Origin of the sequence: Aeromicrobium sp. HA (genome assembly GCF_027171405.1) — a bacterium.
Lineage (GTDB): Bacteria > Actinomycetota > Actinomycetes > Propionibacteriales > Nocardioidaceae > Aeromicrobium > Aeromicrobium tamlense.
Map to the genome: position 1 here is coordinate 2,793,442 of NZ_CP114372.1, position 26,150 is coordinate 2,819,591.

General features: G+C 71.6%; 23 protein-coding genes. 10 read left to right on the plus strand and 13 right to left on the minus strand.

Going from position 1 to position 26,150, the window contains the following annotated elements; translation table 11 throughout:
* Positions 1–7: 7 nt before the first annotated feature.
* From O3S82_RS13815 to O3S82_RS13825, 3 genes are read left to right on the plus strand one after another with little or no spacing between them, the layout of a single operon-like run.
* Entirely contained in the window at positions 8–976 is a 969-nt protein-coding gene (locus O3S82_RS13815; protein WP_269303567.1) for a winged helix-turn-helix transcriptional regulator, read from the plus strand.
* On the plus strand, positions 973–2,532 hold the full coding sequence (locus O3S82_RS13820; RefSeq protein WP_269303569.1) for a long-chain-fatty-acid--CoA ligase: 1,560 nt from the start codon (positions 973–975) through the stop codon (positions 2,530–2,532). Before O3S82_RS13815 ends, O3S82_RS13820 begins: the two co-directional genes overlap by 4 nt.
* Positions 2,529–3,248, plus strand: a complete 720-nt coding sequence (locus tag O3S82_RS13825; protein WP_269303571.1) for a hypothetical protein — start codon at positions 2,529–2,531, stop codon at positions 3,246–3,248. The genes O3S82_RS13820 and O3S82_RS13825 overlap by 4 nt, the downstream gene beginning before the upstream one ends.
* An 84-nt stretch (positions 3,249–3,332) precedes the next feature.
* On the opposite strand, the gene O3S82_RS13830 is transcribed toward O3S82_RS13825, so the two are convergent.
* Complete coding sequence (locus O3S82_RS13830) at positions 3,333–4,925, minus strand: long-chain-fatty-acid--CoA ligase (protein ID WP_269303573.1); 1,593 nt, start codon at positions 4,923–4,925, stop codon at positions 3,333–3,335.
* Positions 4,922–5,692: an SDR family oxidoreductase gene (locus O3S82_RS13835; protein ID WP_269303575.1), complete on the minus strand. Its 771-nt coding sequence runs from the start codon at positions 5,690–5,692 to the stop codon at positions 4,922–4,924. Before O3S82_RS13835 ends, O3S82_RS13830 begins: the two co-directional genes overlap by 4 nt.
* 131 nt (positions 5,693–5,823) lie before the next feature.
* Between O3S82_RS13835 and O3S82_RS13840 the strand changes: the two genes are divergently transcribed.
* The gene (locus O3S82_RS13840; RefSeq protein WP_269303577.1) at positions 5,824–7,545 is read left to right on the plus strand and encodes a class I adenylate-forming enzyme family protein; all 1,722 of its coding nucleotides are present in this window, start codon (positions 5,824–5,826) and stop codon (positions 7,543–7,545) included.
* Between the two features lie 8 nt (positions 7,546–7,553).
* A complete protein-coding gene (locus O3S82_RS13845; RefSeq protein ID WP_179422945.1) occupies positions 7,554–7,940 on the plus strand; it encodes a nuclear transport factor 2 family protein in 387 nt (128 codons plus the stop codon).
* A 64-nt stretch (positions 7,941–8,004) separates the two neighbouring features.
* Here the strand turns inward: O3S82_RS13845 and O3S82_RS13850 are convergent, their stop codons facing one another.
* Positions 8,005–8,967 carry an SDR family NAD(P)-dependent oxidoreductase gene (locus tag O3S82_RS13850; protein WP_269303579.1) on the minus strand — a complete coding sequence of 321 codons (963 nt, stop codon included), beginning with the start codon at positions 8,965–8,967 and terminating at the stop codon, positions 8,005–8,007.
* A 159-nt stretch (positions 8,968–9,126) separates the two neighbouring features.
* On the opposite strand from O3S82_RS13850, the gene O3S82_RS13855 reads away from it, so the two are divergent.
* Positions 9,127–10,290 carry an acetyl-CoA C-acyltransferase gene (locus tag O3S82_RS13855; RefSeq protein WP_269303580.1) on the plus strand — a complete coding sequence of 388 codons (1,164 nt, stop codon included), beginning with the start codon at positions 9,127–9,129 and terminating at the stop codon, positions 10,288–10,290.
* Between the two features lie 2 nt (positions 10,291–10,292).
* Positions 10,293–11,450, plus strand: coding sequence for an acyl-CoA dehydrogenase family protein (locus O3S82_RS13860; RefSeq protein ID WP_269303582.1), 1,158 nt, complete (start codon positions 10,293–10,295; stop codon positions 11,448–11,450).
* Positions 11,451–11,512: 62 nt separating this feature from the next.
* On the opposite strand, the gene O3S82_RS13865 is transcribed toward O3S82_RS13860, so the two are convergent.
* From O3S82_RS13865 to O3S82_RS13890, 6 genes are all read right to left on the minus strand, one after another.
* Entirely contained in the window at positions 11,513–12,793 is a 1,281-nt protein-coding gene (locus tag O3S82_RS13865) for an ABC transporter substrate-binding protein (protein WP_269303584.1), read from the minus strand.
* Positions 12,790–13,914: a branched-chain amino acid ABC transporter permease gene (locus tag O3S82_RS13870; RefSeq protein ID WP_179422935.1), complete on the minus strand. Its 1,125-nt coding sequence runs from the start codon at positions 13,912–13,914 to the stop codon at positions 12,790–12,792. The genes O3S82_RS13865 and O3S82_RS13870 overlap by 4 nt, the downstream gene beginning before the upstream one ends.
* Positions 13,911–14,810, minus strand: coding sequence for a branched-chain amino acid ABC transporter permease (locus O3S82_RS13875; protein ID WP_179422933.1), 900 nt, complete (start codon positions 14,808–14,810; stop codon positions 13,911–13,913). The genes O3S82_RS13870 and O3S82_RS13875 overlap by 4 nt, the downstream gene beginning before the upstream one ends.
* A 10-nt stretch (positions 14,811–14,820) precedes the next feature.
* Positions 14,821–15,534 carry an ABC transporter ATP-binding protein gene (locus O3S82_RS13880; protein WP_179422931.1) on the minus strand — a complete coding sequence of 238 codons (714 nt, stop codon included), beginning with the start codon at positions 15,532–15,534 and terminating at the stop codon, positions 14,821–14,823.
* A complete protein-coding gene (locus O3S82_RS13885; RefSeq protein WP_179422929.1) occupies positions 15,531–16,289 on the minus strand; it encodes an ABC transporter ATP-binding protein in 759 nt (252 codons plus the stop codon). Before O3S82_RS13885 ends, O3S82_RS13880 begins: the two co-directional genes overlap by 4 nt.
* 226 nt (positions 16,290–16,515) lie before the next feature.
* Positions 16,516–18,207 (minus strand): class I adenylate-forming enzyme family protein, encoded by a 1,692-nt coding sequence (locus O3S82_RS13890; protein ID WP_269303588.1) that lies wholly within the window; start codon positions 18,205–18,207, stop codon positions 16,516–16,518.
* 151 nt (positions 18,208–18,358) lie between these two features.
* Between O3S82_RS13890 and O3S82_RS13895 the strand changes: the two genes are divergently transcribed.
* Positions 18,359–19,279, plus strand: a complete 921-nt coding sequence (locus O3S82_RS13895) for a winged helix-turn-helix transcriptional regulator (RefSeq protein WP_179422925.1) — start codon at positions 18,359–18,361, stop codon at positions 19,277–19,279.
* Positions 19,280–19,330: 51 nt separating this feature from the next.
* Here O3S82_RS13895 and O3S82_RS13900 read toward each other — a convergent pair whose 3' ends face one another.
* Genes O3S82_RS13900 through O3S82_RS13910 form a run of 3 tightly spaced genes read right to left on the minus strand, consistent with a single transcriptional unit; the run spans position 19,331 to position 22,538 of the window.
* The gene (locus tag O3S82_RS13900) at positions 19,331–20,116 is read right to left on the minus strand and encodes an enoyl-CoA hydratase/isomerase family protein (protein ID WP_269303590.1); all 786 of its coding nucleotides are present in this window, start codon (positions 20,114–20,116) and stop codon (positions 19,331–19,333) included.
* Complete coding sequence (locus O3S82_RS13905) at positions 20,113–20,838, minus strand: VOC family protein (protein ID WP_269303592.1); 726 nt, start codon at positions 20,836–20,838, stop codon at positions 20,113–20,115. The genes O3S82_RS13900 and O3S82_RS13905 overlap by 4 nt, the downstream gene beginning before the upstream one ends.
* Positions 20,838–22,538: a class I adenylate-forming enzyme family protein gene (locus O3S82_RS13910; RefSeq protein WP_269303594.1), complete on the minus strand. Its 1,701-nt coding sequence runs from the start codon at positions 22,536–22,538 to the stop codon at positions 20,838–20,840. The genes O3S82_RS13905 and O3S82_RS13910 overlap by 1 nt, the downstream gene beginning before the upstream one ends.
* A 133-nt stretch (positions 22,539–22,671) precedes the next feature.
* Here O3S82_RS13910 and O3S82_RS13915 point away from each other — a divergent pair, with 133 nt between their 5' ends.
* Together O3S82_RS13915 and O3S82_RS13920 are read left to right on the plus strand one after the other, a co-directional pair.
* Complete coding sequence (locus tag O3S82_RS13915) at positions 22,672–23,493, plus strand: enoyl-CoA hydratase-related protein (protein WP_269303596.1); 822 nt, start codon at positions 22,672–22,674, stop codon at positions 23,491–23,493.
* 5 nt (positions 23,494–23,498) lie between these two features.
* Complete coding sequence (locus tag O3S82_RS13920; RefSeq protein ID WP_179422915.1) at positions 23,499–24,446, plus strand: NAD(P)H-dependent flavin oxidoreductase; 948 nt, start codon at positions 23,499–23,501, stop codon at positions 24,444–24,446.
* 171 nt (positions 24,447–24,617) lie between these two features.
* On the opposite strand, the gene O3S82_RS13925 is transcribed toward O3S82_RS13920, so the two are convergent.
* Entirely contained in the window at positions 24,618–26,135 is a 1,518-nt protein-coding gene (locus O3S82_RS13925) for a carotenoid oxygenase family protein (RefSeq protein WP_179422913.1), read from the minus strand.
* Positions 26,136–26,150: the final 15 nt, after the last annotated feature.

Here is a 26,150-nt window from a genome sequence, read left to right on the forward strand (position 1 = left end):
ATGGCCGATGACCGACGGGGGACCCACGCTGCTCGAGCCGGGCGGCACGAACTCCGTGGGGAGGATGCTGGGCCTGCTCGGCGACGAGTGGTCGCTGCTGATCCTCGGCCAGTCCTCCCGAGGGCTGACCCGCTACGGCGAGTTCCGCCGGGCGATGCCCATCTCGAACTCCGTGCTGACCCACCGCCTGACGCAGCTGAGCGAGCACGGCCTGCTCGAGCGGCGCATCTACCGGACCAATCCCCTGCGCGCCGAGTACCTGCCGACCGCCCGCAGCCGCACCCTGTGGCCGATGATGCTGGCCATCTGGGAGTGGGAGCGCCGCTGGACCGGACCCGCCGGGGAGGCCCTCCCCCGCCGGCGCCACGACACGTGCGGCGCCGAGTTCGCGCCCCTGCTGACATGTCGGGCGTGCGGGGACCCGGTCGAGGCCCGGGACATCCGCGCCGCCTGGGGACCCAGCGGCAGCTGGGAGCGCTCGGTCCCGGCGTCGGCCACGCGCCGGCGACCCGACTCGGTCCAGGACTCGCTGCAGTACCCCCAGACCCTGGAGCTGTTCGGGAACCGGTGGTCCTCCGCCCTGATCGGCGCGGCGTTCCGCGGCATGGTCCGGTTCAGCCAGTTCGAGACCGCGCTCGGCGCTCCCCCGACCCTCATCGCCGAGCGCCTGCGCGCGTTCGTCGGACTCGGGGTGCTGGAGTCCCGCCAGCACGCCCGGCACCCCGGCCGGCCCGAGTACCACCTGACCGACAAGGGTCGCGCCTTCTTCCCCGTCACCGCGCTCTCGCTGCACTGGGCCGAGAAGTGGTTCGTCTCGCCCGAGGGTCCCGCGCTCGTCCAGACCCACACGGCGTGCGGCGAGGACTTCGTCGCGCACCTCGCCTGCGACCAGTGCCGTCAGCCGCTGGTCACGGGCACCATCACAATCGTCCCGGTCACCGAGGACCGGACCACACCCGAAGAAGGAACAGCATGAACGGAGCACGCACCGTCGCGGACCTCCTCCGCGCGAGCAGCCGGTCGCACCGCGACTCGCCCGCGATCGTGGGCGAGGGACGGACCGTCACGTACGGCGACCTCGACACCCGCACCAACCAGGTCGCCGCGGGGCTCCTGGCCCACGGACTGGAGCGCGGCGACCGCGTCGCCTACCTCGCCCGCAACGGCACCGAGTTCTGGGAGCTGTTCTTCGGGACGGCGAAGGCCGGGCCCGCGGTGGTCCCGCTGAACTTCCGCCTCGCGGCGGACGAGATCGCGTGGATCCTCTCGGACGCCGAGCCCACGGTCCTCGTGGTCGAGGACCACCTGACCTCACTCGTCCCGGCCGACTTCGACGGGCTGCGGCTGGTGTTCTCCCAGGAGGGCGAGCCGACCGTGCCCGAGGGCTGGCAGGCCTACGAGGCGTGGCTCTCCGCGCAGCCCACCGAGGACCCGCACCAGGACGTGGCGGGCGACGACCTGCTCTCCCTCATGTACTCGTCCGGCACCACGGGCAAGCCCAAGGGCGTCACCACGACGTCCGACGCGATGCTGGCCGCCGTCGAGGCGTTCTCCGCGCAGTTCGAGGTGGGCCCCGACACCGTCAGCCTCGTGCCGACGCCGTACTACCACATCGCGGCGGGCGGCTGGTCGCTCATCTCGCTGGCCCACGGCGGCCAGATCATCCAGTTCGTGGAGGTGACCCCGCAGAGCATGCTCGGGCTGCTCGTCGGGCACCGCGCCACCCACGTGATCATGGTCCCGACCGTGATGCAGATGGTCATCTCCAACCCCGCGGCCGCCGCGGCCGACTACTCCAGCGTCGAGCACCTCGTCTACGGCGGCTCGCCGATCTCCGAGACCGTCATGCTGCGCTCGCAGGAGATCTTCGGCGCGAAGCTCTCGCAGAGCTACGGCCTGACCGAGACGATCGGCGTCACCACGATCCTGCGTCCCGAGGACCACGTCACGGGCGCCGACAGCAAGCTGCAGTCGGCCGGCCGCGCCGTGCCCGGCACCGAGGTCCGCGTCGTCGACGAGGAGGGCAAGGACGTCGCGTCCGGCGAGGTCGGCGAGGTCGTCGTCCGCGGCGCGAACGTCACGCGCTCCTACTGGCGCCGCCCCGATGCCACCGAGGGCGCGTTCTTCGACGGTGACTGGTTCCGCACGGGCGACGCCGGCTACCTCGACGCGGACGGCTACCTGTTCCTCAAGGACCGGCTCAAGGACATGATCGTGTCCGGCGGCGAGAACGTGTACCCGGCCGAGGTCGAGAACGTCCTCATGGCGCACCCGGCCGTGCAGGAGGTCGCCGTCATCGGCGTGCCCTCCGAGCGCTGGGGCGAGACGCCGCACGCCGTCGTCGTGACGAAGCAGGGCCAGACCGTGACAAGCGACGAGATCGTGGCGTTCTGTCGCGAGCACCTCGCCCACTACAAGTGCCCGACCTCCGTGGAGGTCATCGACATGCTCCCCCGCAACCCGTCGGGGAAGATCCTCAAGCGAGAGCTGCGCGCCCCGCACTGGGCCGCGGCCGAAAGGACCATCGGATGACCCACCCCTTCCCGATCCTGCGCCAGGTCGTCATCGGCGCCCGCGACCTCGAGGCGACCAGCCGCGAGCTGCGCGAGACGTTCCACCTCGAGCCCGGGTTCCCCGACCCGCTGCTGGAGGAGATGCACCTGGCCGACGAGACCATCCCGGTCGGGCCGCAGGCCCACCTCGAGCTGGTCGGCCCGCTGAACGAGCAGGCGTCCATCAACGCGTGGCTCGACCGCGTGGGCGGCACCGCGGGCTACTGCGTCTCGGTCCAGGTCCCCGACCTCGACCCGCACCTCGAGGCCATCGAGGCCGCCGGCGTCCGCCTGGCCATCCAGGCCGAGGCGTACGGGCGTCGCATCGTCCAGCTGCACCCGGGCGACATGGGCCTGCTCGTCGAGCTGGACGAGATCCCCGACGCCGACGAGTGGTTCTGGGACCACCTCGAGCACCCGCCGTCGCCCGACCCGTACATCGACGACGTCGTCGCGGTCGACCTCGCCACGCCCGACCCGCAGGCGCGGGCCGAGCGGTGGGCCTCGGTGTTCCGCGTGCCCGTGCTGGAGAAGGACGGCGTGCCGATCGTCGAGCTCGGCTCGCGGACCGTGCGCTTCGTCCAGGACGAGCGGCCGCGGATGAGCGCCATCGACGTGCACGCCACGCCCGCCGGCGCCGGCCTGCCCGAGGAGATCGACCTCGGCCAGGTCACGCTGCGCGTCCTCAAGGACTGAGCCGGGACGAACGACAGGGGCGGGACCGACGCGGTCCCGCCCCTGTCGCGTCGCCGGGGAGGAGGGATCCGGCGACCGTCGCCCTCACCGCCGGGCGAACTCCTCACGCAGCCGGACCTTCAGCAGCTTGCCGCTGGCGTTCAGCGGCAGCTCGCTCACGAAGGCCACGTCCACGGGGCACTTGTAGTGGGCCAGGTGCTCGCGCGCCCAGCCGATCAGGACCTCGGCGGTCAGCTGCTCGCCGGCGTCGCCCGCGGCGCGGACCACGACGGCCATGGGCGACTCGCCCCACCGGTCGGACGGGACGCCGATGACGGCGACCTGCGCGACGCCCGGGTGGCCCGTCAGCACGCTCTCGACCTCGGCGGGATACACGTTCTCCCCACCCGACACGATCATGTCCTTGAGCCGGTCGCCGAGGTAGAGGTAGCCCTCCGCGTCGAGGCGGCCGCCGTCGCCGGTGTGCAGCCAGCCGTCGGCGTCGACGGTGGCCGCCGTCTCCTCGGGGCGACGCCAGTAGCCCTTCATGACGTTGCCGCCGCGGATGAGGACCTCACCACGCTCGCCGGCGGGCACGTCCTGGCCCGTCGCCGGATCGATGATCCGGACCTCGTTGTTGCCGCGTACCTGGCCGACGGACCGCAGTCGGTGCACCGTCTCGGGCGTGACGCGGTGGTCCTCGGGGCCGAGGAACGAGACGCCGCCGGTGGACTCCGTGAGGCCGTAGCCCTGGTAGAAGTCGCAGCCGAAGACCTCGGTGGCCTCGCGCAGGACGGGCTCGGGCATCGGGGCGCCGCCGTACATCATCCAGCGCAGCGCCGACCAGTCGCCGGCGCGCGTCTCGGGCAGGCCGAGCAGGAACTGGATGACCGTGGGCACCATGACCGAGTGGCTGACGCGGTACCGCTGGAGCACGTCCAGCAGGTCGGCCGGGCCCTGCGGGTTGATCATGAGCACGGCCGCGCCCTTGAGGTTCGCCATCAGCGCCAGGCCGAAGCCCGTCACGTGGAAGAACGGCACGGGCGCCAGCGCCACCGAGTCCGCGGCGAAGCGGACCACCTTGAGGGGGCCGGCGAGCGCCGAGCTGAGGTTCCGTCCGGCGAGCTCGATGCCCTTCGGTCGGCCCGTCGTGCCGGACGTGTAGAACATGACCGCCGTGTCCTCGGGATCGCGGGCGATGCCCGGGTCCTCGCCCGACTGCGCACCCGCCCACGCGGCGAGGTCGGTCAGGCCCTCGACGGGCTCCACGGTGACGACGCGGGTGACGCCGGGCACCGCGGCGAGCGCCTCGGCGTGGTGCTCCATCCCGGCGCCCAGGACGACCACGCGCGGCTCGACGTCCTCGACGATCTGCAGGACCTCGGCCGGCGCCAGCCGGAAGTTGATCGGCACGGGGATCGCGCCGGCCTTGCCGCTGCCGTACAGCGCGTCGAAGAACGCGACGCTGTTCTCCCCGACGTGGCACACGCGGTCGCCCGGCTGCACGCCCTCGGCGAGGAGGGCCTGCGCGAACCGGCTCGTCGACGCGTCCAGCTCGGCGAACGTCACCTGCCGTCCGGGCTGGACGAGCGCGACGCCCTGGGGGTCGTGGGCCGCGCTGCGGCGGATCACGTCCTCGAGGCGACGGAACGTGGTGCCGTCGCCGTGGGTCTCCAGGTCGATGGTGCGCGTGCTCACGGCTTCGTCACGAGCTGGTCGACGAACAGCAGCCGGCCCAGGCCGCGCTCGTAGCGGATCGGGTCGAGGGTCATGCGGGCGCGCGACTCGATCGCCATGCGGTCCGTGTCGCACGTCCAGTCGCCACGCGCCATCGCCTTGAGGCCGACGCGCGCGACGTCGCGCGGGTCCTCCTTCTGGCCGTCGACGTGCGCGGCCATCCGGGTGTCGACCGAGCCGACGATCAGCGAGGTGACGCCGACGTCGAGCGGCTCGAGCTCGGCGCGCGCGATGCCGCCGAGGTAGAGCGCGGCGGCCTTCGACGGCGAGTAGCCGCCCATGAAGGCGGTGGGCGCGATGGCCGCGACCGAGAGGACGTTGACGATCGCGCCGCCGCCGTTGCCGGCGATCACGGGCGCGAACGCACGGGTGGTCTCGAGCGGGCCGAAGTAGTTGACCTCCATCTCGCGGCGCGCGGCGTCGGGATCGGTCGCCTGCACGAGGCGGTCGCCGGCGTGGAGGCCCGCGTTGTTGATCAGCACGGTGGCGTCGGCGCAGTGGCGCGCGGCGGCGGCGACCTGCTCGCGGTCGGTGACCTCGAGCGCGACGGGCTCGGCGCCCGTGTCCGCGAGCTCGGGCGTCACGTCGTCCACGTCGCGCACGCCGGCGTAGACCTTGGCGGCCCCGGCGGCGAGCGCCTCCTGGACGAACGCCAGACCGATGCCTCGGTTGGCTCCGGTCACCACGAGCGTGGCGCCCGCGATCGGCGTCCTGCGACCGCGGCTCATCGCCGGCTCCCCTGCGTCGCTCCCGGACGTCCCGACATCGGTGTCATGGCAACCCCTTCCCTCGCGCTACTCACTACGTTTAATGTAGTAATCTGTATCACACCGTCAACTGAAGTGTCACGAGGAGAGCCATGGCGATCGCACGGGGCTTGCATCCGCAGGCCAAGGTCAGCGCGTACCAGTCGAAGGGATGGTGGACCGAGGAGACCCTCGACGGGTTCTACCTCCAACAGGTGGCCGAGCGCGGCGCACACCTGGCCATCGTCGACCCCGCGAACCGCGCTGACCTGCTGGGATCGGCGCCGCGCCGGCTGACGTGGGGCGAGCTCGACGACGAGGTCCTCGCGGTCGCCGCCCGCCTCGACGACCTCGGCCTGGAGCGCGGGGACGTGCTCGGCGTGCAGCTGCCGAACACCATCGAGCTGGCCGAGGTCTACCTCGCCGCGTGGCTCCTCGGCATCGTCGTCTCGCCACTTCCCATGCAGTACCGAGAGCACGAGATCGTCGGCATGGCGAACCAGGCCGGCTTCCGCGCCTTCGTCACCGCAGCCGCGTTCGCGGGCCGCCGTCCGGCCGAGGAGGCCGCCGCGCTGCGCGACCGCGTGCCGACCCTCGAGCGCGTCGTCGCGTTCGGCGACGCCACGGAGCTGGAGGGCCTGCCCGAGGGCATCGACGCCTGGACGCCCACCGTCGCCACGAGCGACCAGCGTGCCCGCATCGAGGCCCGCCGGGCCGCCGACCCGAACGACGCGAACGACTGCGCGACGATCTGCTGGACCTCGGGCACCGAGAGCGAGCCGAAGGGCGTCCCCCGGGCGCACCTCGAGTGGGCCGCCATCAGCACCGCCACCGTGGACGCCCCGCGCGTGACGGCCGACGACGTCCTGCTCAACCCGTTCCCCATGGTCAACATGGCCGGCATCAACGGCATGTTCCTGCCGTGGCTGCGCACCGGCGGTGTGCTCGTGCAGCACCACCCGTTCGACCTCAAGACGTTCCTCGGCCAGATCGCCGTCGAGCGCGCCACCTACACGGTCGCTCCCCCGGCGCTGCTGTGGATGCTGCTGCACAACGACGACCTGCTGGGCCAGATCGACCTGTCGAGCCTCACCCGCATCGGCTCGGGCTCGGCGCCGCTGCAACCCGTCATGGTGCGCGGCTGGCAGGAGAAGCTGGGCATCGGCGTCATCAACTTCTTCGGCTCGAACGAGGGCATCGCCCTGCTGTCGAGCCTCGAGGACTTCCCCGATCCCGACGACCGCGCGCAGTACTTCCCGCGCTACGGCGCGCCGGGCGTCACGTGGTCCTCCGAGGTCGCCGACTGGGTCCAGATCAAGCTCGTCGACCCCGTCACGGGCGAGGAGGTCACCGAGCCCGGCGTCCCCGGCGAGCTGCGCATCGGGGGCCCGACGATCTTCGCCGGCTACCTCAACCCCGAGACACGGGCGAACCCGTTCGACGAGGACGGCCTGCTGATGACCGGCGACATCTTCGAGATCGCCGGCGACCGGAACCAGTTCCTGCACTACCTCGACCGGGCGAAGGACCTCGTCATCCGCGGCGGCATGAACATCGCGCCGGCCGAGATGGAGGCCCTCGTCGGCGAGCACCCCGCGGTGGCCGACGTGGCCGTGGTGGGCGACCCCGACGAGCAGATGGGCGAGCGCGTCGCCGCGGTCGTCACCCTCAACCCCGGCGCCACGCTGACGCTGGAGGAGCTCGTCGCCTTCCTGCGCGAGGCCAAGATCGCGTCCTACAAGCTGCCGGAGCGTCTCGAGATCCGTGACGAGCTGCCGCGCAACCCCGTCGGCAAGGTGCTCAAGCGCGAGCTCCGCCGTCCCGTCACCCTCTGAGGAGAGCCATGAACGACCGTCATCCCCACGTCCAGCTGCTCGACCGCATCATCGCGGCCGCCGAGGCCGGCGACCCGACCGACCTGGCCGAGATCTACGCCCCGGACGGCGTGATCTGGCACAACCACGACGGCGTCGAGCAGACCGTCGAGGAGAACGCCCGGGTGCTCACGGGCATCGCCAAGCGCGTCACCGACCGGCGCTACACCGATCGCCGGATCCAGCTGTTCGACGGCGGCGTCGTGCAGCAGCACGTCCTGCGCGGCACGAACGTGCGCTCGGGCGAGCCCGTCGAGCTGCACGCCTGCGTCGTCGTCACCGTCAACGAGGACGGCCGGATCGCGCGCCTCGACGAGTACATCGACTCCGCCGAGGCCGCCCGCTTCAGCGGCTGAGTCCCCGCACGGACGACCGCCCCGGACCCTGAGGGGTCCGGGGCGGTCGCGTGCTCGGCGGCGGTCAGGCCAGTCCGGTGAGGCGGCGCAGCAGCTCGACGAGCTCGCGACGGTCCTGCTCGGTCTCGCGGGTGGCGTCGACGCGGTGCGTCTCGCGCGGGCGCCGGTCGTGCCAGAACAGGCCCGAGGTCGCGCCGGGCTCCCGCGCCGAGGACAGCCAGACGGCCGTGTCGGCGCCCTGCTCCGGCGTGCGGAAGTCCGACTCGAAGCGCCGGATGAAGCCCTGCATGGCGCCGGACTCACGCAGGCCCGGCGAGTCGGTCCAGCCCGGGTGCGTCACGTGGACGACGATCCCGCGGTCGGCCAGCTCGGCGGCCCGCAGCTCGGTCAGCACGATCTGCGCGCGCTTGGTGCGCGAGTAGGTCGCCTTCGGGTCGAACGCGTCGGCCTCGCCGCGCAGCTCGCCCAGGGTGAGGCGCTGGCTGTAGGCGCCGCCCGACGTCATCTCGACGATGCGCGCGGGAGCGGACTCAGCCAGGCGGTCGAGCAACAGCTCGGTGAGCAGGTACGGACCGACGACGTTCGTCGCCCAGCTCATCTCGATGCCGTCGACCGACGTCTCCCACTCGTCCCACATGCCCCCGGCGTTGTTGATCAGCACGTGGATGCGCGGCAGCCGCTCGAGCAGCTCGGCCGCGGTGGCGCGCACCGACTCCAGGGAGGACAGGTCGAGGCGCACCCACTCCACGCGCTGGTTGCCGGTCGCGGCCACGACCTCCTTCACGGCGGCCTCGCCGCGGTCGGCGCTGCGGCCCAGCATGACGACGTGCGCGCCCAGGACCGCCAGGCTCGTCGAGGCGCCGAGGCCCACGCCGGCGGTGCCGCCGGAGACGACCACGGTGCGCCCCGCGACGTCCTGCATGTCGGCGTCGTCCCACGTGGGCCGCCGCCGCTCGTAGCCGATCCGGCTGAAACTGATGGTGTCGTCGGCCGCCACCTCGGCGTCGATCACGTCTGCATCGCTCATGCTTTCACTGTAACAGTGACTCGACGGACGATGACAGGCTTTGTCTCGCGCCTTGAATGCGCTGATTTACGGCGTCGATCGTCGGCATCTTGCGTCGCAAGCTGTTCCACGTGCTTCCGTTTCGATACGTTGTGACAAGTCACTATCCAGGAGGTCCCCATGCCCGAGGCGGTCATCGTCTCCACTGCCCGCACCCCCATCGGACGCGCCCGGAAGGGGTCGCTGTCCTCGGTCCGCGCCGACGACCTAGGCGCCGTCGCCGTGCGGGCCGCGCTGGAGGCCGTCCCGGGCCTCGCGCCGGAGTCCGTCGAGGACCTCGTGCTGGGCTGCGCGGTCCCGGAGGGCCAGCAGGGCTTCGGCATCGCGCGCACCGTGGGACTGCTCGCCGGGCTGCCGAACACCGTGCCCGGCCTCACCGTGAGCCGGGCGTGCGCGTCGTCGCTGCAGGCGATCCGCTCGGCCGCGCACGCCGTGGCCGCCGGCGAGGGCGACGTCTTCGTGGCGGGCGGCGTCGAGAGCGTCTCGCAGGTCCCCGCGCCGAGCGGCTACGACGACCTCAACCCCCGGTTCACCGACCCGTCCCGCGAGGACTACGTCGCCGACCTCTTCCAGTCGATGCTGCAGACGGCAGAGAACGTGGCCCGTCGGCACGACGTCTCGCGCGATCGGATGGACGAGTTCGCCGCGCTGTCGCAGGCCCGCGCCGTGGCCGCGCAGGAGTCCGGCTTCTTCGACGCCGAGATCGTGCCCGTGACCCTGGCCGACGGCACGGTCGTCACGCAGGACGACGGGCCGCGCCCCGGCACCACGGTCGAGTCGCTCGCCTCGCTGCCCGCCGTCCTCGGCCCCGAGGGCCGGGTCACCGCCGGCAACGCGTGCCCGCTCAACGACGGCGCCGCCGCGGTGGTCGTCATGTCCGAGCAGCGCGCCCGCGAGCTGGGCCACCGGCCGCTCGCGCGCATCGTCGCCTCCGCCGTCTCGGGCCTGGAGCCCGAGTACATGGGCGTCGGCCCGATCGAGGCCGTCCGGAAGGTCCTCGACCGCGCCGGGATGACGATCGGCGACATCGACGTCGTCGAGCTGAACGAGGCCTTCGCGGCCCAGGTGCTGGCCGTCACGGACGCGCTGAGGATCGACATCACGGAGCAGCTCAACCCCTACGGCGGGGCGATCGCGCTGGGCCACCCGTTCGGGATGACCGGCGCCCGGATGATGACGACGCTCCTGCACGGCCTGCGCGAACGCGACCAGCAGCACGGCATCGCGACGATGTGCATCGGCGGCGGCATGGGCATGGCCATGCTGGTCGAGCGGATCGGCTGACCGTGCGGCTGACCCTCACCCCCGAGCTCACCGAGTTCCGCCTGCGCCTGCGTGACTTCTTCACGACCGAGGTCCCGTGGCACCTGCGCGAGCCCGTGATCGAGGCGGCCCCGCTGGATCGCGACGTCATCGTCGACACCCACCGGATCCTGCACCGCGCCGGCCTCGCCGTGCCGGGCTGGCCCGTGGAGTGGGGCGGCCGGGACTGGTCGCCGCTGCAGCGCCACCTGTGGAGCGAGGAGCTGCATCTCGCGGGCGTCTTCCCGCCGCTGAGCCCGAACGTGGGACTCGTCGGCCCGGTGCTGGCCGCGTTCGGCAGCGCCGACCTCAAGCGCCGCTTCCTGCCGCCGACCGCCGCGCTGGACCTCTTCTGGTGCCAGGGCTTCTCCGAGCCCGAGGCCGGGTCCGACCTGGCGTCGCTGCGCACCACCGCGGTGCGCGACGGCGACGCGTGGGTCGTCAACGGCCAGAAGACGTGGACGAGCCTGGCGCACTGGGCCGACTGGATGTTCTGCCTCGTGCGCACCGACCCGGACGCGCCGCGCCGCCAGGCCGGGATCTCGATGCTGCTGATCGACCTCGACTCCCCCGGCGTGACGATCCGTCCGATCGAGATGATCGACGGCGAGACGGAGGTCAACGAGGTCTTCCTCGAGGACGTGCGCGTGCCCGCCAACCAGCTCGTCGGCGAGGTGAACCGCGGTTGGGAGTACGCGCGGTTCCTGCTCGGCAACGAGCGCGTCGGCGTGGCCCAGGTCGGCCAGACGAAGCTGCGCCTCGCGCAGGCGAAACGGTACGCCCGCGAGCACGGCCGCTGGGACGACCCCGCAGTCCGCGCCCGGTTCGTCACGCTCGAGAGCGAGCTGCTGGCCGTCGAGCTGACGTCCCTGCGGGTGGCCGCGGAGTCCGCCGACGGGCGCCCCGAGCCGGCCTCGTCCGTCCTGAAGCTGCGCGGCACCGAGCTGCAGCAGCGCGTGGCCGAGCTCGTGCTCGACCTGGCCGGCGCGGACGCGCTCCTGGCCGCAGGCACCGCGCCCGGCGTCACCCGCTGGGCCCGCCGCGCCGCGGCCGCCCACCTCAACCTGCGCAAGGTGACGATCTACGGCGGGTCGAGTGAGATCCAGCGTGGCATCGTCGCGTCGGGCGTCCTCGGCCTCTGACCCCACGCACGACAGCGGGCCCGGTCGAGGGAACCGGGCCCGCTGCGTGGTGATGTGCGAGATCAGTCGACGCTGATCACGTCACCCGCCGAGACGAACCGCTTGTCCTTGGCGGACCAGGCGAACGGGCCGAAGCCGCTGACGCCGCCGGAGCGATCCGCCGTGCTCTTCCACGTCACGCCGTCGAGCAGCACCGGGGACGCGTAGTCCTGGTCGCGCGAGGCCTTCATGATGCTCTCGCGGGTCAGGCCGTCCTCGGACTCGGCGGCCTGCTGGAGGGTGTTGACCAGCAGGTGGGCGGCCATCCAGCCGCTCACGGTGATCGTGTTGTTCGGGTCGGTGACGTCGGGAACCTGCGCCAGGTAGTCCTTGATGCCCTGGTCGTCGGCGACCTCCGGGTCGGCCGGCTCCTTGAGGTACTTCGGCACGACCGCGCCGTCGGCGGCCTGGCCGGCCGCGAGGTACTCCGCCGCGTTGGCGCAGTTGCTGGCCTTGACGACGAGCTCGGGCTTGAAGTCGACGCGGGCCATCGCGGTGTCCAGGACGCCGCAGGTGCCCGTGACGCCACCGTGGTAGAGCACGTTGACGCCGGCGGCCTTCAGCTTGGTCGCGGCGGCCGCGGGGTCGGTGTCCTCGGTCTCGGCCGCGATCTCCAGCCCGCCGGCGTCGGCCGACTTCTTGAACGCCTCGGCCATCGCCACGCCACTGCCGGTGGCGTTCTCGGCGATGCCCAGCGTGATGTCATCGACCTTCGACTTCATGAAGTCGACGATGAACTTCGTCTCGATGTCGGCCGAGGGCAGGAACTGCAGCGTCCACGGGTACGCCTCGATGTCGGTGAACCGGACGTCGCTCGAGCTGGGGTACAGCATCGGGACGCAGGCGGCGTTCTGGTCGTCGGCGATCGCCGCGACCTGACCGGCGCCGAACGTCGTGATGAGGTCGACCTTGTCCTTCTGGAGGAACTCGGTGGCGTTCGCCTTGGCCTTGTCCGGCGCGAAGGCGTCGTCCTTGTAGCTGACCTCGATCTTCATGCCGTCGATGCCGCCGGCGTCGTTGGCCGCCTTGAGGCGCGCGTCGTAGCCCTGGATGGCGAGCTCGGCCGCGCCGGCGATCGGGCCGGACAGGGGGGCGCTGTAGCCCACCTTGATCGTGTCCGTGATCTCCTTGGCCGCCGCGTCGGGATCCTCGCAGTCGTCGAGGCTCAGCTCGAAGCCGCCCGAGGAGCTCGAGTCGCCGTCGTCGCTGGAGGAGCCGCAGGCGACGAGGGTGAAGCTCGCCAGCAGCGCGGCCGGGAGCACCGCCGTCCGGCGGAGCCGGCGCATGGTGGTGGATGCGGTCATGTTCGGGACCTTTCGATGGGGGTGGAGGTGCGGTCGAGCTGGTGCTCGGGCTGCGGGGTCGTTTCCGGCACCGCGGACGCCGCGTCGGTGGCGACGACCGGGCGCGGGTCCCGGACGACGACACGGCGTCGAATCAGTTGGGCCAGCGAGCCGACGATGCCGGCGGGGGCCACGAAGATGACGAACAGCAGGACGAGGGCGAACAGCACCGCCGACGACTGCCCGCTGCCGATGTCGGCCGTGTAGTACGGCACGTAGACCACGGCGAGACCGCCGGCGATCGGCCCGAGGACGGTCCGCTCACCGCCGATGACCAGGCCGATCAGCAGCGTGATGCCCGCCATCAGGGTGAAGGAGCCCTCGGCGTAAAGGCTGCCCATGTAGAGGGCGAACAGCGAGCCGGCGGCACCGGTGATCGCGCCCGAGAGGCCGAAGCTCGCGACCTTGACGACGGCGATGTCGACGCCGGACGCCGAGGCGGCGATCTCGTTCTGGCGCACCGCCGACATCGCCATGCCGTAGCGGCTGCGCGTCAGGCACCAGCACACGTAGAAGGTGATGGCCATGACCGCGACGGAGAGCCAGAAGAGCCAGACGTACTTCTCGCCCAGGCCGAGCCCGGTCCACTCCGGCGGCCGCATCGCGGTGCGCGGGATCGTCATGCCGCTCGCGCCGCCGGTCAGCCCGGAGAAGCGGGCCACGAGCTCGGGGAACGCGACGGCGAAGGCCAGCGTGACCATCGCCAGGTACAGGCCGCGGATCCGCAGGGCCGGCAGGCCGACCAGCAGGCCGACGACGAGGCTGATCGCGAAGGCCACGGGGATGGTCGCCCAGCCCTCCCAGCCCTCCTTCACCATGAGGATGCCGGTCGTGTAGGCGCCGATGCCGAAGAAGGCCGAGTGACCCACCGACAGCAGGCCGACGTAGCCGGTCGCGAGGTTCAGGCCGGCGATCGCGATCGCGAAGATCATGACGCGGGTGACCTGGCCGATCTCGAACGGCGCGAGGCCGCCGAGCCACAGGGTCGAGGCGACCAGCAGGACCAGCCCGGCGCCGACGAGCGCGCGGTGGACGGGCGTCCCGCGCTCGATGACGCGGGGCTTCTTGGCTTGGGTGCTCACACACGCTCCAGACGTCGGGCCCCGAACAGTCCGGTGGGGCGAACCAGCAGGATGACCACGATCACGACGAGGGCGACGGTGAGCGACATCGAGCCGCCCAGGAACGTCGCGTACCCGTTCACCAGTGCCAGGCCGATGCCCAGCCCCAGACCGCCCACGACGGCACCCTTCACGCTGTCCAGTCCGCCCAGCAGGGCGGCGGCCGTCGCGAAGATCAGGACGTGGAACATGCCGGTGAGGCCCAGCTGGCCCGGTGGGACCATCGGGATGAGCAGGGCGCCGGCGAAGGCGGAGATCGCGCTCGACAGGCCCCACGAGAGGGTCAGCACCCGGCCGACGCGGACGCCCGAGAGCGCCGCCGACTGCCGGTTGGTGGCCACGGCCCGCATCTGCAGGCCCATGCTCGTGTAGGTGAAGAACAGGTAGAGGCCGAACACGATGGCGGCCGTGATGGCCCAGATCGCCATCGAGTCGTAGTAGAGGCGGGCGCCGGCGATCTCGACGAAGTCGTTCTCGCCGCTGGGCAGCATCCGCGGGAAGACCTTGTCGTCCGATCCCCAGATCCAGCCGTCAAGACCGTTCAGGCCGGTGAACAGCGCCAGGGCCACGATCAGGACGGCTGTCTCGTCGCGTCTGGCCACCGGCCTGATGAGCCAGCGCTCGGCGAGGGCGCCCATCGCGAAGCCGATGAGGATGGCCGGGATGATGGCGACCCACGGGTTGAGGCCGCGCTCGGTCAGCCACCACGTGATGTAGGCGGTGAACAGCGCGAACTCGCCCTGGGCGAAGTTGATCGTCGACGAGCTGCGGAAGACGATGACGAGGCACAGCGCGATCAGGATGTAGACCGAGCCGCTCGTGGCGCCCGCGAAGACGCGGGAAAGCAGGATGTCCATGGAGTGCTCCTCAGTAGCCCAGGTAGGCGGCTCGGATGCTGTCGTCGGCGCGGAACTCCTCCGCGGACCCGCTGGCGGAGACCTCGCCGACCTCGAGCAGGTACACCCGCGAGGCGATGTCCATCGCCAGCTCGGCGTTCTGCTCGACCATCAGCAGGGCGGTGCCCGAGTCGCGGTTGATGTCGCGCAGCGTGTCGAACAGGCCCTGCACGATCACCGGCGCGAGACCGAGGCTGACCTCGTCGCACATCAGCAGGCGGGGGCGGCTCATGAGCGCCCGGGCGATCGCGAGCATCTGCTGCTCGCCGCCCGACAGGGTGCCGGCCACCTGATCGCTGCGCTCGGCCAGGCGCGGGAACACCGAGAACCAGCGCTCGATGTCGTCCTCGACGGCCATGCGGTCCTTGCGGGTGACCGCGCCGACGCGCAGGTTGTCCAGCACGGACATCGCGGTCAGCGTGCCGCGTCCCTGCGGCACGAGGCTGACGCCCTGCGCCAGGATCGTGTCGGGGCGGGCCTTGGCGACCTCGCGGCCGTCGATCTTGAGCGAGCCCTGGTAGGGCAGCTGGCCCGACAGCACGCTCAGCAGCGTGGACTTGCCGGCGCCGTTCGCGCCCAGGACGACGACGGCCTCGTGCTCGTCGACGTGCACCGAGACGTCGCGCAGGACGGTGGCACCGCCGTAGCCGGCGGTGAGGCCCGTGGCCTCGAGCAGCGCGGTCATGCGGACCTCCCCAGGTAGGCGGCGACGACCTCGGGGTGCCGCTGCACCTCGGCGGGACGGCCGTCGGCGATCGTGCGGCCGAAGTCCATCGCGACGACGTGGTCGCACACGCCCATGACCAGGCCCATGTGGTGCTCGACGAGCAGCACGCTGAAGCCGAACTCGTCCCGCAGCGAACGGATCAGGTCACCGAGCTCGGAGACCTCCGAATGGGTGAGTCCGCCGGCGGGCTCGTCGAGCAGCAGCAGCGACGGGCGGCTGATGAGGGCGCGGGCCAGCTCGACGCGCTTGAGGGTGCCGAAGGGCAGGCCCGCGGCGGGCAGGTGGGCGACCTCGGTGAGGTCGAGGCGCTCGAGCAGGGCCCAGGCGTCGCGCTCGACCTGCTTGGTCGCCTTGCGCGACCCGGGCCAGCCGACGAGCGACGGCAGCAGGTGGGGCGTCTGCACGCCGTGGGCGCCGACGACCGTGTTCTGCAGGACCGTCATCTCGGGCCACAGCGCGAGGTTCTGGAAGGTGCGCGCGACACCGGCGCGGATGACCTGGTGGCGGCGCAGACCGAGCACGTCGACGTCGCCGTAGCGGATCGTGCCCTCGGCGGGCTGGTAGACGCGGGTGACGCAGTTGAACAGCGAGGTCTTGCCCGCGCCGTTCGGGCCGATGAGTCCGCAGATCTCACCGTCCGCGACCTCGAATCCCACCCGGTCGAGCGCGGTCACTCCGCCGAAGCGGAGAACGACGTCCGAAACCTGAAGCATCAGGAGCCTTTCGCTAGCGAAGTTCAATGACTGACCGGAGGAGCATATCCTGTGACCCGAGTCACGATACCGGGGCCCTCGTCACTTTATAACGGCCTTAAACGAGGCAGGTCAAGAGAAACTCTGTGTTTTGAAGTGTCTTTTCTCATTGATGCGTCGAGACTGCTCTCGACAAAGCAGAACGGCGCGCCGGAAGCCGGCGCGCCGTGGTCTGCGAAGGGGTGGGTCAGGAGGCCTCGACGTGCCTCAGCGAGCGCTTGAGGACCTTCCCGACCGGGTTGCGCGGCAGCTCGTCCACCACGAGCAGGCTCTCGGGGAGCTTGTAGCTGGCGATGTGCCGCTCCCTCAGGAAGTCGACCAGCGACGACAGCGTCACCTCGGCGCCGGCGCGCGGGACCACCACGGCCCGGGTGCGCTCCCCGAGCGCCGGATCGGGGACGCCGACGACCGCGATCTCCTCGACGTCCTCGTGCCCCGCGAGCAGCGTCTCCAGCTCGGCGGGCGAGATGTTCATCCCGCCGCGCACGATCATGTCCTTCGCCCGGTCGACGTACTGGAGGTAGCGCAGGTCGCCGTCCGCGTCCGCGACGTACATGAACAGGTCGCCGCTGCGGTAGAAGCCGTCCTCGGTGAACGGGTCCGAGCTGGTGGTCCCGGGCAGGTAGCCGGCGATCACGCCGGGACCCTTCACGAGCAGCTCGCCGGGCAGGCCCTCCTCGGTGATCTCGGCGCCGCTGCCCGGGTCGACCAGTCGCGTCTCGTACCCGCGAGGACCGCGGTTCGACCAGCTGTGATCGGGCGAGCCGAACCGCGGGAACAGGTGCGAGCGGTGCTCGGGGTCCGGCACGGTCTCGGGGTCGCCGACCAGGTTGAGGCCCTCGTTCGAGCCGAAGCAGTTCACGATGTCGATGCCGAACCGCTCGCGGTAGGCGCGGATCATCGGGGGCGGCAGGGGTGCCGACCCGGAGCCGATGTGGCGCAGGCTGCGCATCCCCTCGGGCGTCATGAACGGCAGGTCGAGGGCGCGCACGAGCAGCGCCGGCGGCACGACGGTGTAGGAGACCTGCTCCTCGCGGATCTGGCCGAAGAACACCGGCGCGTCGAACGGGTGGTGCAGCACGAGGGTGGCACCAGTCAGCAGCCACGGCACGAGCATCCCGCCGATGCCGGCCATGTTGACCATCGGGAACGGGTTGAGGACGACGTCCTCCCCCGTCAGGCCCATCGCGTCGACGCTGGTCAGGCCCATCGGCTCCCAGTCGTTCGCGCAGCGCGGCACGCCCTTCGGGGTGGCCTCGGTCCCCGAGGTCCAGCAGATCGTGACGGCGTCGTTCGGGTCGAGGTCGACCTCGAGGCGGTCCAGCGGAGCGCGGTCCACCGGCGCGGCGAGCGCGGCCGTGAGGTCGACGTGGTCGGCCACGGCTCGCGGGCCGAAGGTCAGCACGGTGTGCACCGAGGGCAGCGCGGCGAGCGCGGCCAGCCGCTCGTCGAGCGGTGTCCCCTGGAACTCCGCGGCGCCGACGAAGGCGGTCGCGCCTGCCAGCTCGCACATCTGGGTCAGCTCGTACTCGCGGTACTGCATCGGGAAGGGCGTCGCGATCGCGCCGATCGACGAGAGCGCCACGTAGGAGACCGCGAGGTCGGCGCAGTTGGGCAGCTGCAGGCCGACGACGTCGCCCGGGCCCACGCCAGCCGCGAGCAGCAGCGAGGCGAGGTCGCGGGCACGCTCCTGCACCTGGCGCCACGTGTACCGCTGCGGGCCCAGGCCCATCAGCGAGGTGAGGTTCGGTGCGTCGACGAGGGCCGTACGATCAGGGGCCTGCGCGACGTGCTCGCTCACGCGCTCGGGCCACGTGGGAACACCCCAGACCCCCAGTGCCTCGTACTCGGCCACGCGTGCGGGCGGGTGCAGCCTCATGGTTCTCCTCCGGGATCGTCTGCTCTGTTACTACATCTAACATAGTTACCTGTCAACGACGAGGAGCGGAATCCGGCGGTGCTTGACTCGGCACTCGGCAGGTCCCACGCTGGTTACCGACAAGAAACTATGACGTCGAAAGGCTCGGGGAATGACTGCCGCGGAGACCGACGAGAACGGTGCGTCGCCCCTCGGCCGCGCCCTGATCCTGCTGGGCGACATGTGGACCCTGCGGATCGTCATGTGGGTGTTCAACGGCAAGCGCCGCTTCCAGGACCTGCGCAACGCGCTCGCGATCTCGGACCCCGTGCTGTCGCGCCGGCTGAGCTCGCTCGTGGACGACGGCATCCTCACGGCCCGCGAGTACCAGACCAATCCCCCGCGGCGCGAGTACGTGCTCACCGACGCCGGCCTCGACCTGTGGCAGGTCCTCGTCGCGATGTGGGTGTGGGACCGCCGCTGGGCGGGCCACCTGCACCGCGACGCGCAGACACGCCTGCGCCACCTCGACTGCGGTCACCTGACGCGCCCCGTCTTCGGCTGCGGCGCGTGCGGCGCCATCGGCGTCGGTGCACGCGACGTGACCGGCTCGGTCGACGACCGCCTGCTGCTCGACAGCGTGCAGCGCCGCTCGCGCCGCTCCCCCACCATGACCACGCCGATCGACGCGTCGGGCGTGCTCGGCGACCGCTGGTCGACCTTCCTGCTCTCCGACGCGTTCACCGGCACCCGCCGGTTCAACGACTTCCAGGAGAACCTGGGCATCTCCCCGGTCACGCTGACCCAGCGCCTGCACCTGTTCGTCGAGGCCGGCCTGATGTCGCGCGAGGAGGTCGCCGGCGGCAAGCGCCAGGAGTACCGCCTGACCTCCAAGGCCCTCGACTTCTTCGACGTCACCACCACGATCAACGGCTGGGCGCAGCGCTGGCTCACGCAGGACGGCCGCTCGGGCCTCAACCTCACGCACGTCCCGTGCGAGTCCGACCTCGTCCCGCAGTTCACCTGCAACGCGTGCAACGCCGTGCTGACGCGCACGAACATCCGGTTCGAGGGACCGATCGCCGAGCTGTGACCCGGTGACCGGGCCGCCCCTCTGGCTTCCGGTGCTCTACTTCCCCGTGCTCTACCTCCCCGTGAAGTGCGCGGGACGGCGCTCGAGGAAGGCCGCGACGCCCTCCGCGTGGTCCTGCGACAGCTGACACTCGGTGAGCGCCTCGATGTGGTGCTCGAGGTGCTCGTCGCGGGTGCGCGAGGTCGACCAGTTCAGCAGCGACTTGGCGCGGGCGATCGCGAACGGCGAGCCCGTGGAGACCTTCGCGGCGAGCTCGCGCGCGGCGGTCAGGAGGTCCTCGGGCTCGACGACGTCCATGACGAAGCCGATCCGTCGCGCCTCCTCGGCGTCGATGAACTCACCGGAGAACACCAGGCGCTTGGCCTGCTGCGGTCCCACGAGGTCGGGCAGCAGCCAGGTGCCGGCGCCGGTGTCGGGGATCAGTCCGCGCTGGACGAAGATCCACGAGAACCTGGCCCGCGTGGACGCGATGCGGAAGTCGGCCTGCGTGGACAGCTCGACGCCGAGGCCCGCCGCCGGGCCGTCGACGGCGACGATGACCGGCGTCGTGGCCTCCCAGAAGTACCAGTGCCGTCCGTCGGTGTGCCCGTCGCGGTCGTGCGCGCTCGTGCCCTCCTCGACCGGACGCAGCTCGGTCAGGTCGGTGCCGGCGCAGAACTGACCCGGGACGCCGGTCAGGATGATCGCCCGCACCGCCGGGTCGGCGTCCGCCTCCAGCGTGTGGTCGCGGATCGCGTCGTACATCGCGTAGTTCAGCGCGTTGCGCTTCTCCGGGCGGTCGATCGTGATGGTCGCGACGCCGTCCTCGACCTCGTAGTGGACGTGCGGGCTGGTCATGACTGCTCCTGGGGGCTCGGGGCGACGAACCGGAAGGTCACGCCGCACAGCTCGACCGCGTCGCCGACGCGCGCGGGATCCGCGGCGACCACGTCCACGGACCGGAGTCCACGGGGTCCGCCGTCGGCGGGGAGGATGGCCAGGGTCTCGCCGCGGGCCATGCGCACGACGCCGTCCTGCGGGGCCTCGCGGACCAGCAGCTGGGCCCACGTCGACGCGAGCCCGTCCGGGTCGTCGGCCACGAGGGACGCGGCGACGATGTCACGGGCCACGTCGGGCGAGCACTGCTCGAAGACCGCCGGGGCGAAGTGCCAGCTCTCGGGCGGGCTCACCTGGTCGATCTCGGCGAGGGTGCCGAGGTGCTTCGGGTGCCACTGCGTGAGCGGGGCGCCGTGGTAGTCCTCGTTCATGATCGGCCCGAAGCCCAGGCCGGCGGCGCGGTCGACCAGAGCCGGCACGTCGTCGACCTGCACGACCACCATGTAGCCGCCCGGTCCGTTCTTCTCCAGCATCCGGCCGTGCGGCGACGCGGGGTCCAGCGGCGAGACGATCTCGACGAACGTGTCGGCGAAGCTGAAGATGACGTGCTCGAAGCCGAGCTTCGCCATCTCCTCGTCGAGGCTCACGCCGCCGGTGAAGCCGAACAGCTCGCGCGCCTGCGCGGAGGCGGCGGCGAGATCGTCGGTGATCAGCACGACCTGGCGGATCCGGGGCAGGGACATCATCGACCTCCAGTCGAGTCGGACGCGCGCAGCTGCTCGCGCAGCTCGCGCTTGAGCACCTTCCCCACGGGGTTGCGGGGCAGGGCGGGGACCACTTCCAGCCGCTCGGGCCACTTGAACTTGGCGACGTCGGCGGCCTTGACGATCCCGACGACCTCGTCGAGACCGACCGGCTCGTCGGCCGAGGACGGGACCACGAACAGGCACAGCCGCTCCCCCAGGTCGGGGTCGGGCATGGCGACCGCGGCGGCCTCGGCCACGCGGGGGTCGGCCGTGACGATCGCTTCGATCTCGGCGGCCGAGATCTTGTAGCCGCCACGGACGATGAGGTCCTTCGCGCGATCGACGTGGACCAGCAGGTCCTCGTTCTCGGCGCTGATCTCGAAGACGTCGCCGGTGCAGAACCAGCCGTCCTCGTCGAAGCCCTCGCGGCCGCGGCCGAGGTAGCCCGAGAAGATCGCCGGGCCCTTGAGGCGCAGCTCGCCGGGACGGCCCGGCGCGTCGATCTCGGTGCCGTCGGACAGGTCGACGAGGCGCGCGGACATCGCCGACGCGACGCGCGTGCGGTACGCCAGGCCGGGGCGGCCGTAGCGCGGGAACAGCCGGCCGCGCTGCGCGGGATCGGGCACCGTCTCGGGCTCGGCGAACAGCATGCCGCCCTCGTTCGAGCCGAACAGGTTGAGCACCTCGACCCCGCGGCCGCTCTCCCACGCGTCGATCATCCAGCCGGCCAACGGGGCGGACCCGGACGACACGGCGCGCAGCGACGACAGGTCGCGGTCGGGGCCGCGGCCCGAGACGACGGCGTTGAGCACCGGCGGCGGCGCGCACGTGTAGGTGACGCGGTGGCGCTCGATCTGCTCGCAGAACCGCTCGAGGTCGAACGGGTGGTGCTGCACGAGCGTGCAGCCGTTCAGCAGCCACGGCACGAACATGCCGGCCAGGCCGCCGCCGTTGACCATGGGGAACGGGTTGAGCAGGACGTCGTCGGCGGTCAGCCGCGGCGACTCGGTGCACGCCGTGCCGAGCACCTCCCACTCGCCGTAGGCGCGGGGCACGCCCTTGGGGAAGCCCTCGGTGCCCGAGGTCCACACGATCGTGACGGGGTCGGCCGAGCCCAGGTCGAGGCTCGCGACGTACGCGTCGGCGGCCGCGACCTGGTCGTCGGTGGCGTCGAGTGCGGCGAGCCGGGGGTCGGAGGCGGGATCGCCGAACGCGGCGACGGCGCGCAGGCCCGGGACCCGCTCACGGAAGTCGGCGGCCTCGGCGGCGAGATCGCGGCCCAGGGCCGACGTCGTGGTGACGAAGACGCCGAGCCCCGCCATCTCGCTCATGCGGACCAGCTCGTGGCTGCGGTACTGGATGGGGAAGGGGCACGCGACCGCCCCGAGGCGGGCGATGGCGACGAGCGTCAGCGGCAGCTCGACCACGTTCGGCAGCTGGACTCCCACCACGTCGCCGCGCCGCACGCCGAGGCCGTGCAGGGCGGCGCTGACGCGGCGAACCTCGTCCGCGGTCTCGCGCCACGTGAGCGACCGGACCGGCCCGCCCATGACCGTGGCGCGGTCGAGCGGGTCGACGAGGGCGAGCCCGTCGGGCCGGGCCGCGACGGCCGCGTCGAACAGTCCCGACCAGGTGCGCCCGGTCCACCAGCCGCCGGCCGTGAAGGCGGCGCGCTGCTCCTCGTCGAACAGTTCCATGGCCGTGATCCTAGACGAGTCCCACAGAAACTACTAGATAGGAAGTCACGATAAATCGCCTATGCACTGGACTTCTAGGCGTCGTTTGGATGTAAGGTCAATTGCGAAAGCCACGTATCGGGAGGAGGGAACGATGACGGACCAGCCCGACATCGTCGTCGTGACGCGCGATCGGCCCGGCACCGCCACGGTCACCCTCAACCGTCCCGCGCGCCGCAACGCCTGGACCGTTCCGCTGCAACGGGCCTACTTCCGCGCCCTCGAGGACCTGGTCGCGGCCCCCGACGTGCGGGCGATCGTGGTGACCGGAGCGGGCGGTACGTTCTGCCCCGGGGCCGACACCGAGGCCCTCCAGACCTACAGCGACACCGGCACGACCAACCCCGCGATGGCGACGATCGAGCAGCCCGAGTGGTTCCCGCTGCTCGTCCCGAAGCCGATCGTCGCCGCGATCTCCGGGATGTGCGCCGGCGTCGGGCTGGCCCAGGCCCTCCTGTGCGACCTGCGGATCGCCGCGCCGGACACGCGACTCACCACGGCCTTCGCGAAGCGCGCCCTGCCGCCCATGCACGGCATGGGACCCCTGCTGGCCCGCGCCGCCGGCGACGCGGCCGCGGCCGACCTCCTCCTCACCGCCCGCACGTTCGACGGCACCGAGGCCCTGCGCCTCGGCGTGGTGAACGCGACCGACCCCGACCCGCTCGCTCGGGCGCTCGACCTGGCCGAGCAGCTCGCCGCGACCTGCGCGCCGTCCTCCCTGGCCACCATCAAGCACCGCCTCGTCGCACCCTGGCTCGACCGGGTGCGCGACGACGTCGAGAGCGTGGACGCCACGCTCGACGCCGTGCTGTCCTCGCCCGACTTCCGTGAGGGCCTGGCCAGCCTGCTGGAGCGGCGACCCCCACGATTCCCCCCTCTGACCCGGGACTGGTTCCCCGCAACGCGAGAAGAGTGACCCCCATGTCCGACACCGTGCTCGACCGCCTCCGCCTGCCCGTGGTGGCGGCGCCCATGTTCCTGATCTCCGGTCCCGACCTCGTGGTCGCGGCCTGCGAGGCCGGGGTCGTGGGCTCCTTCCCCAGCCCGAACTGCCGCACGGCGGCCGAGCTCGACACGTGGATGGGCACGATCCGCGACCGTCTCGCCGGCTCGCCCGGCGCCGCGCCGTGGGCGCTCAACCTCGTGACGCACCGCAGCAACGCGCGCCTGCCCGAGGACCTCGCCCTCGTCGCCGAGCACCAGCCCGACATCGTCATCACGGCGCTGGGCTCGCCGATGCCGGTCATGGAGGTCGTGAAGTCCTACGGCGGCCTCGTCATCGCCGACGTCGTGTCCATGAAGCTCGCGCGCAAGGCGATCGCGGCCGGCGTCGACGGACTGGCGTGCGTCTCGGCCGGCGCGGGCGGCCACACGGGCCACCTCTCGCCGTTCGCGTTCATCTCCGCCGTGCGCGAGGAGTTCGACGGCATCGTCACGGTCGGCGGCGGCATCACCGACGGCGCCGGCGTGGCCGGAGCCGTCGCCGCGGGCGCCGACCTCGTCTACATGGGCACGCGGTTCCTCGCGACCAGCGAGAGCCTCGCCCAGGACGAGTACAAGCAGATGGTCGTCGACCACGGCCCGGACGACCTCGTGGTCACCGCGGGCGTCACCGGCACCCCCGCCTCGTGGCTGCGGCCGAGCCTCGTCGCGAACGGCTACGACCCGGACGCGATGACCGGCCCCGCCGAGCGCGACTACGACTCCACCGGTGGCGCGGGTCGCCGCTGGAAGGACCTGTGGGCCGCGGGCCAGGGCCTGCAGACCATCCACGCGGTCGAGCCGACCGCCACGGTGGTCGACCGTCTCGAGCAGGAGTACCGCGCCGCGAGCGAGCGCTTCACCCGCCTCGCCCTCGCGACCCGCTGAGCCCGCCTCCCGCCCCTCCACTCCTGGAGCGGGATGCACCGTTCCACCCCCGAGAACGGTGCATCCCGTTCCCAAAGTGGAGTGGGTGTCGGGACGGTGAGGCCCGAGCCAGGACAGACGGAAGCCCGCCACCCTCTCGCAAGGTGGCGGGCTTCCTGGGTCCAGTCTGGCTCAGAGCCCCACGGCCGTCGCGGCGGACTCCTCCGTGCGCCAGCGGCGCAGCTCCTCACCGGCGCACCACGTGGAGTGGGTGCCGCTCGAGATGCGCTCGGGCAGCTTGAGCTTGCACACCGGACCGTCCGAGAGCCGTGCGGCGTCGAAGACCACGGCGTACGACGCGTCGTCGTTCATGTCCGAGATCAGGGTCACCAGGTAGCCGTCGTCCTCCGAGGACGAGCCCACGCGGGGCGCCATCGCGGTCTCGCTGCCGTAGACGCCGTCGCCGAAGGCGAACGTCTCCTCGGCACCCGTCCACGAGTCGTGCTTGACCAGGCCGTTGAACAGGAACCAGCCCGGCTTGTTCGTCGCCGAGTACGAGTAGCGGTGCTTCACGCCGCCGAACGAGCCGTTGATCATGCCGAACTCGGAGACGGTGTCGGTGAGCCGCTCCTCCTTCGTCTGTCCCGTCTTGAGGTTGAAGCGCCAGCGGTGCAGTCGGGTCTCCATCCGGTCCTGCGCGAGGAAGCGGAAGGCCCGCTCCCACTGCGTGCCGGTGCCGTTGTCGGCGGGCTCGGGATCGGTCTGGAAGTAGCCCTCCAGGACGACCTCGTCGCCCTCCTCGAACGCGTTCGTGAAGTGCAGGACGTAGGTCGACTCGGCCTCGAACCACTGGATGTCCGAGGTCTGCCCACGGCGCGGGATGACGGCGAAGCGCGCGGGCATGTCGCGGTGCCAGCGGGCCACGTGCGCGTTCTGCTTGAGCGCCTCGGGGTCCCAGAACAGCGGCATGTCGTTGAGGATCGCGTAGTTCTCGGTGAACGCCATGTCGTGCGGCAGGCGCGGGCCGGGCAGCGGGATGTCGACGTAGTGGACGAGGTCGTTGTTCTCGTCGACGACGCCGTACTTCATGTACGGCGCCTCCTTGCTGTAGTTGAAGAACATCATCTCGCCGGTGCGGTCGTCGACCTTCGGGTGCGCCGAGACGCCCCAGTCGAACGGGAAGTGCCCGTTCCAGCTCTCCTTGCCCAGCGTCTGGGCGGAGAACGGGTCGACCCGGTACAGGTCGCCGCACTGGTAGAAGCTGGTCAGCGCGACTCCGCGGTGGACGATCACGTCGGTGCTCGACGCGTCCTTCATCTGGCGGCGGGCACCCCAGCCGTCCTCGCGCAGCGCGATCTGCGGGCGCTCGGCCAGGCCGGCCCACAGCGCGTGCCCGGCCTCCTGCTCGGCGAGGTAGCCGTCGGTGCGGATCATCCGGTTGCGGTAGAAGGCCTTGCCGTCGCGGAAGCCCACCACGTGGATCATGCCGTCGCCGTCGAACGGGTGGTAGTTCTTCAGCGACGCGTGCACCGGGTTCTCGGTGTTGCGCAGGTAGACGCCGTCGAGGTCGGCGGGGACCTCGCCCTCGACGACCTCGAGGTCGTCGGCGACCCACTCGTTCGTCTGCGGGCGCCAGGGTCCGGTGCGGTAGGGGTGGTCGTCGTCCTCGGGCAGCGTGGAGAGCAGCTTGCCCACGAGTTCCAGATCCATGAAGAGTCCTCTCAG

Coding starts and splice junctions, on each gene's coding strand:
- O3S82_RS13825 (WP_269303571.1), top strand. CDS start 2,529: ATGACCCACCCCTTCCCGATCCTGCGCCAGGTCGTCATCGGCGCCCGC.
- O3S82_RS13895 (WP_179422925.1), top strand. CDS start 18,359: ATGACTGCCGCGGAGACCGACGAGAACGGTGCGTCGCCCCTCGGCCGC.
- O3S82_RS13865 (WP_269303584.1), bottom strand. CDS start 12,793: ATGACCGCATCCACCACCATGCGCCGGCTCCGCCGGACGGCGGTGCTC.
- O3S82_RS13840 (WP_269303577.1), top strand. CDS start 5,824: ATGGCGATCGCACGGGGCTTGCATCCGCAGGCCAAGGTCAGCGCGTAC.
- O3S82_RS13850 (WP_269303579.1), bottom strand. CDS start 8,967: ATGAGCGATGCAGACGTGATCGACGCCGAGGTGGCGGCCGACGACACC.
- O3S82_RS13920 (WP_179422915.1), top strand. CDS start 23,499: ATGTCCGACACCGTGCTCGACCGCCTCCGCCTGCCCGTGGTGGCGGCG.
- O3S82_RS13905 (WP_269303592.1), bottom strand. CDS start 20,838: ATGTCCCTGCCCCGGATCCGCCAGGTCGTGCTGATCACCGACGATCTC.
- O3S82_RS13910 (WP_269303594.1), bottom strand. CDS start 22,538: ATGGAACTGTTCGACGAGGAGCAGCGCGCCGCCTTCACGGCCGGCGGC.
- O3S82_RS13885 (WP_179422929.1), bottom strand. CDS start 16,289: ATGCTTCAGGTTTCGGACGTCGTTCTCCGCTTCGGCGGAGTGACCGCG.
- O3S82_RS13915 (WP_269303596.1), top strand. CDS start 22,672: ATGACGGACCAGCCCGACATCGTCGTCGTGACGCGCGATCGGCCCGGC.
- O3S82_RS13900 (WP_269303590.1), bottom strand. CDS start 20,116: ATGACCAGCCCGCACGTCCACTACGAGGTCGAGGACGGCGTCGCGACC.
- O3S82_RS13855 (WP_269303580.1), top strand. CDS start 9,127: ATGCCCGAGGCGGTCATCGTCTCCACTGCCCGCACCCCCATCGGACGC.
- O3S82_RS13880 (WP_179422931.1), bottom strand. CDS start 15,534: ATGACCGCGCTGCTCGAGGCCACGGGCCTCACCGCCGGCTACGGCGGT.
- O3S82_RS13890 (WP_269303588.1), bottom strand. CDS start 18,207: ATGAGGCTGCACCCGCCCGCACGCGTGGCCGAGTACGAGGCACTGGGG.
- O3S82_RS13835 (WP_269303575.1), bottom strand. CDS start 5,692: ATGAGCCGCGGTCGCAGGACGCCGATCGCGGGCGCCACGCTCGTGGTG.
- O3S82_RS13875 (WP_179422933.1), bottom strand. CDS start 14,810: ATGGACATCCTGCTTTCCCGCGTCTTCGCGGGCGCCACGAGCGGCTCG.
- O3S82_RS13820 (WP_269303569.1), top strand. CDS start 973: ATGAACGGAGCACGCACCGTCGCGGACCTCCTCCGCGCGAGCAGCCGG.
- O3S82_RS13925 (WP_179422913.1), bottom strand. CDS start 26,135: ATGGATCTGGAACTCGTGGGCAAGCTGCTCTCCACGCTGCCCGAGGAC.
- O3S82_RS13815 (WP_269303567.1), top strand. CDS start 8: ATGACCGACGGGGGACCCACGCTGCTCGAGCCGGGCGGCACGAACTCC.
- O3S82_RS13845 (WP_179422945.1), top strand. CDS start 7,554: ATGAACGACCGTCATCCCCACGTCCAGCTGCTCGACCGCATCATCGCG.